The sequence below is a fragment of the Actinomadura kijaniata NBRC 14229 genome (genome assembly GCF_001552175.1).
Classification (GTDB): domain Bacteria; phylum Actinomycetota; class Actinomycetes; order Streptosporangiales; family Streptosporangiaceae; genus Spirillospora; species Spirillospora kijaniata.
Map to the genome: position 1 here is coordinate 1 of NZ_BCQR01000296.1, position 5,930 is coordinate 5,930.

Sequence of the window (5,930 nt, forward strand, 5' to 3'; positions counted from 1 at the left end):
GGCGCGACGAGGCGCAGCAGGAGTTCGGCGTGGCGCGCGGCGCGGTCGCGCGGGCCGAGCGCGCCCTCGCCGAGGCCGAGGCCGGGGAGAGCAGCGCGCCCACCCAGCTGCGCGCCCTGGCCAAGGCGGGGGTCGCGGCGGTCGGGCTGCTGGACGCGGTCGAGCTGGCCGAGGGCGTCCGGGACCGGTGGGAGACGGCGCTGTGGCCCTACCGGGAGGCCGTGGTGGTCGCCCGCGCCGACCTGGACGCCGCGACCGCCGCGCTGGCCGGGCTGCCCGGCTCGATGGTCGTCCCGGCCGACGGCGCGCTGGACCCCGAGGGCCCGCCGCGGGAGGGGCTGCCCGAGGGCGTGCGCTGCGCGCTGCCGCTCACGAACTTCTTCGCGGTGCTGGAGGAGGACCGCGCCGGCGTGGTGATCGTCGGCGGGTTCCCCGAGGCGACCACCGGGCGGGACGCGCGGGTGCGGGCGGCGCGGGCCGCGCTGGAGGAGACGCGGGAGACCCTGGAGGACGCGCGGCGGCGCACCTCCGACGCCGCCGCCGACGTCGCGCTGGCGGGCCGCCGCCTGGCCGGGGCCCAGGCCGCCGACGAGCTGGCCGACGTCCGCGAGCGGATGACCGGGATCCGCGAGGAGCTGGCGGAGCTCGCGGCGGGCGAGGCGAAGCTCGGTCCGCGTCTCGGCGCGGCCGAGCAGGCGCTGCGACGGCTCCAGGCCAAGGCCGACACCCGCGCGCTGGAGATCGACCGGCTGCGGGGCCGCCGCGAGGCGTCCGAGCGCGAGCGCGCCCGCATCCGCGCCAAGGCCGACGAGCTGGCCGGGCTGCGCGCCGGGCTCGGCATCGAGGAGCTGGAGCGGGAGTGGGGCGGCTCCCGCGAGGCCGCCGCCGAGTGGCTGGACGCCCTGACCGCCGACGAGCGCACCTGGACGCCCGACGAGTGGTGGCACAGCGCCGACCGGCATCTGTCGGAGGCGCTGCGCCGCGTGTTCCCCGGCGGCGTCGACGACGAGGACATGCCCGAGGAGATGCGTTTCCTGCTGCGCGAGCGGACCGACGGCGAGGGCCGCCGCAGCGAGCGCGAGCAGTCCACCTTCCCCGGCCTGGTGAAGTCGTTGCAGAGCTACCTGCGGCAGCAGGAGGACTACGAACGCCACCAGCGCCGCCAGATCGAGGTGCAGGTGTCGGGCCGCCGCGCCGACCTGGACAAGGCGCAGAGGGGCGCCGAGGAGGCGGCGGGCGCGGCCGAGGCGCACCGCAGCGCGCTGACCGCCGCGATCCGCGCGCGGTTGCAGCGGGTGGCCGAGGAGTTCGAGAAGCTGGACCTGGAGTACGGCGGGTACGGCGCGACGCTGGAGTTCCCGACGCCCGAGCCGCCCGGCGACCCCGAGCAGGAGTGGCGCTGGCGCGTCACCCCCAAGTGGCGGCGCAGCGACGGGCAGCGGTACGTCCCCTACAACCGCCGCGCCAACACCGCGCTCATGGACGAGAAGGCGGTCAAGCTGGTGTGCGCCGCCGCCCTGGCGTCCTCCGGCGGCGGGCGGCTGGTGCTGGTCCTGGACGAGCTGGGCCGCAACCTGGGCAAGGAGCACCGCAAGGAGGCCGTGGCGCTGTTCCGTAAGATCGGGGAGACGCACGGGATCACCGTGATCGGCGCGTTGCAGGACGACATGGAGCCCTACGCCATCGACGCCTGCGGCCAGTACGTCAAGCTGCGCCGCTCCTCCGACACGATGCCCTACAACGAGCCCCCGGTCGTGGTCGGCTACGACGAGCACGAGCCCCGCGTCCGCGCGCTGGCCGCGCAGGTCACCGCCGCGCGCCCGGGGCCCGGGGCCGAGTGACCCTTATTTTTGAGTTTTCAATCATCACGGATTCCGAGGCTTCATGACGCGTTCGCGGGGTGACGAGCTGCCCGCCGAGACGACCAGTCTCATCGGCCGGAACCGGGAGGTCCGCGAGGTCGAGGCGGTGCTGGCGCGCGCACGCCTGGTCACGCTGACCGGCATCGGCGGGGTCGGCAAGACGCGGCTGGCCCTGCGGGTGGCACGCCGGGCTGAGCAGCAGACCGGGTACGGCGGCGCGTTCCCCGACGGGGTGCGGCTGGTGGAGCTGTCGCCGCTGCGCAACCCCCACCTGCTGGCGCACACCGTCAGCGCCGCGCTCGGGGTGCCCGAGCAGGCCGCGTTCCCCCAGGAGGACGTGCTGGCCGCGTTCCTGGCCGACAAGCGGCTGCTGCTGGTGCTGGACACCTGCGAGCACCTGGTGCGGCCGTGCGCGGACCTGGCCGCGCGGCTGCTGACCGCCGCGCCCGGCCTGCGGATCCTGGCGACCAGCCGGATCCCGCTGGGGGCGCCCGCCGAGCGCCGCTACGCGGTGGAGCCGCTCGCCGACGACCGGCACGCGGTCGCGCTGTTCCTGGACCGCGCGGCCGCGGCCCGGCCGGGCGTCGAGGCGCCGCTCGGCGAGGAGGCGGTGCGGCGGCTGTGCCGCAGGCTCGACGGCATCCCCCTGGCGATCGAGCTGGCGGCGGGCCGGATGCGGTCCCTGACGGTCGACCAGCTCAACGAGCGCCTGGACGACCGGTTCGGCGTGCTGGCCGGGGCGCGGGTCTCGGCGCCGCGCCACCAGACGATGCTGACCACGATCGGCTGGAGCCACGAGCTGTGCCGCCCGCCCGAACGGCTGCTGTGGGCGCGCCTCAGCGTGTTCGCCGGGCCGTTCGACGAGGCGGACGCGCGGGCGGTGTGCGCCGGTCACGGGCTGCCCGCCGAACGCGTCGGCCGCGTGCTGGCCAACCTGGTGGACAAGTCGATCGTGCTGCGCTCCGGCGGCCGGTACCGGCTGCTGGACACCCTGCGCGAGTACGGCGCCGACTGGCTGGTGAAACTGGGCGAGGACGACGACCTGCGGCACCGCCACCGCGACCACTACCTGGACAAGGCCCGCCGGTTCGACGAGGCCTGGTGCGGGCCCGACCAGATCGCGCGGCTGCGCCGGGTCCGCGCCGACCACGCCGACTTCCGGGCGGCGCTGGAGTTCTGCTTCGGCCGGACCGGCGCGCACGCGTCCGGGCTGGAGCTGGCCGGGCGGCTGACCCACTTCTGGACCGCCACCGGCCTGCTCACCGAGGGGCGCCGCCACCTGGACCGGGCCCTGGCGCTGTGCCCCGAGCCGTCCCGGGCCAACGCCCGCGCGCTGTGGGCGGCGGCGCTGCTGGCCGTGACGCAGGGCGACCCCGACACCGCCGACCGCCGGCTGGCCGAGTGCCGCGCCGTGCTCGCCCTGGTCGACGACCCGCACGCCGACGCCTGGGCGACCACCATCGAGTCGGTCGTGGCGGTCGCCCGCGGACGCCCCACGCGGGCCGTCGCGCCGGCGGTGGCGGCGCAGCGCGCGTTCGCCCGGATCGGCCGTCCCGACGTCGGCGCCCTGCACGCCCGGACGGTGCACGGCATCGCCCTGATCGACGACCGGCGGCTGGTCGAGGCGCGGGACGTGCTGGACGACGCCCGGGAGCAGGCCCTGGAGCTCGGCGAGGACTGGCTGCGCAGCCACGCCGAGCTGTTCGCGGGCATGACCCGGCTGACGCTCGGCGACACCGCGGCGGCGCGGCGGTCGGCGGTCGCCGCGCTGGAGGTCAAGCAGGCGTTCGGGGACCGGTTCGGGTGCGCGGTCGCCGTGGACCTGACGGCCCAGGTCGCCGCCGTCCAGGGCGAGGCGCGGCGGGCGGCGTTCCTGGTGGGCGTGGCCGACGCGCTGTGGCGTTCGCTGCGCACCGACCGGGTGGGCGCGCCGCTGCTGATCGAACGCCACGGCGAGTGCGTCTCGTCGGTGCGCCGCCAGATCGGCGACCGGGCGTTCACCCTGCTGCGCGACCAGGGCCGCGCCCTGGATCCCGACGAGGGCGTCGCCCGCGTGCTGCGCGGCGAGACGCCCGCCTGACCGGCCCCCGCGCACGGCGGGCGAGTGTGGCTTGTGCCGCTTTACACCGCCGTGCGCATGCGCATACTGGACGCCGGAGACGACGGGCGGAGGAGCCGACGGGATGCGGGTGCTCTCGGGCAGGTACGAGTTGCTGGGCCCGCTGGGACGCGGCGGCATGGGAACGATCTACCGGGCCCGGGACCGCGAGCTGGCGCGGCTGGTCGCGGTGAAGATGCTCCCCGACGACCTCGTGGACCGGCCCGAGTCCCGCAAGCGGTTCCAGCGCGAGGCGCGCACCGCCGCCGGGCTCAACCACCCCAACATCACGATGGTGTTCGACATGGGGCGGGACGGCGACGGCGAGCAGGGGCAGCCCTACCTGGTGATGGAGTTCGTGGACGGGCACAACCTGTCGCGGGTGCTGGCGGGCGGCCCGGTCGCGCCCGCCTGGGCCGCCGCCATCGTCGCGCAGGTGCTGGAGGCGCTGGAGCACAGCCACGGGCGCGGCGTCGTCCACCGCGACGTCAAGCCCTCCAACATCATGGTCACCGGGCGGGGCCCGAACCCGCGGGTGAAGGTCCTGGACTTCGGGATCGCCAAGATGATGGGGCAGAGCTCGACCCGGCTCACCGCGACCGGCGTCGCCGTCGGGACCCCCAGCTACCTGGCCCCCGAGCAGGCCGAGGCGCGGGAGGTCGACGCGCGCACCGACCTGTACTCCACCGGCTGCGTGCTGTACGAGATGCTCACCGGCCGCCCGCCGTTCGTCGCCGACCACCCGTCGGCGGTGCTGATCCAGCACCTCACCCGGCCGCCGGCGCCGCCCTCGGAGCTGGTGCCGGGCCTGCCGCCGGGCTGGGACGCGGTCGTGCTGCGGGCGCTGGCGAAGAAGCCGTCGGACCGGTTCGCGGACGCGCCGGCGATGCGGGAGGAGATCCTCGCCCTCGCCGCGCGGCGGCCCGCCGCCCCGCCCGCGACCCGGCACGACATCGCCGCGCCGCAGGACGGGCGCACCGCCCGCCTGCCCCGGGAGCACCCCCTGTAGATCAACTTTCCGGACGCCCGGCGCGTCCCAGTACGTGGCGGAGTGCCGGAGAAGGGAGCGGGTGTGTCCGAGTGGCGGGTGTCGGGCTTCGACGAGGTGCGCGAGCTGGGCCGGGGCGCGCAGGGCCGGGTGGTGCTGGCCCGGCACGCCGAACGCGGCACCCCGGTCGCGATCAAGTACCTGGCGCCGGGCGCGGACCCGGCCGCCCGCGACCGCTTCCGCCGCGAGGCGGCCCTCCTCGGCCAGGTCCGCGACCCGCACGTCGCGCGGCTGTACCGGCTGGTCGAGCACGGCGAGCACATGGCGATCGTCATGGAGGCCGTCGACGGGGTGTCCTACCGGGAGATCCTGGGACGGTACGGCGCGCTCGACCCGCTCGCCGCGCTGGCCGCGCTCAAGGGGTCGCTCCGCGGGCTGGCCGCCGCGCACGCCGCCGGGGTGGTGCACCGCGACTACAAGCCCGCCAACGTGATCGTCCCCGCCGACGGCGGCAGCAAGCTCATCGACTTCGGCGTCGCGACCGTGCGGGGCGAGGCGTCCGGGGCCGGGACGCCGCTGTACATGGCCCCCGAGCAGTGGCGCGGCGAGCCCGCCTCCCCCGCGACCGACGTGTACGCCGCGACCTGCGTGTTCTACGAGTCGGTGACCGGCCGCCGCCCCTACGGGCCCGACCGCGCCGCCGTGCGCGCCGGGCACCTGACGCGGCCGGTGCCGGTGGAGGACGTGCCCGGGCCGCTGCGGCCCCTCGTCGAGCGCGGCATGGCCAAGGACCCGCGCGACCGGCCGGCGGGCGCGGCGGCGTTCGTCGGCGAGCTGGAGGACGTCGCCCGGTCGGCCTACGGCGCGGACTGGGAGGCGCGCGGGCTGCGGACGCTGGCCGGCGCGGCGGTCGCGTTCGCGGCGGTGTTCCCGCTGGTCGCGGCGGGTCTGGTGTCCGGCGCGGCGGCGAGCGGCGCGGCGG

The 5,930-nt window shown here is 76.8% G+C and carries 3 protein-coding genes and 1 pseudogene; all 4 read left to right on the forward strand.

Features of this window, described 5'->3' with window-relative positions; translation table 11 throughout:
* Window positions 1–1,841, forward strand: a pseudogene (locus AKI01S_RS52380) (chromosome partitioning protein ParA); the annotation flags it as partial.
* A gap of 43 nt (window positions 1,842–1,884) precedes the next feature.
* Entirely contained in the window at window positions 1,885–3,942 is a 2,058-nt protein-coding gene (locus AKI01S_RS47815; RefSeq protein WP_067833586.1) for an ATP-binding protein, read from the forward strand.
* Between the two features lie 103 nt (window positions 3,943–4,045).
* On the forward strand, window positions 4,046–4,969 hold the full coding sequence (locus AKI01S_RS47820) for a protein kinase domain-containing protein (protein WP_067833589.1): 924 nt from the start codon (window positions 4,046–4,048) through the stop codon (window positions 4,967–4,969).
* Window positions 4,970–5,032: 63 nt separating this feature from the next.
* A partial coding sequence (locus tag AKI01S_RS47825) for a serine/threonine-protein kinase (RefSeq protein ID WP_157420721.1) occupies window positions 5,033–5,930 on the forward strand: 898 nt, incomplete at its 3' end.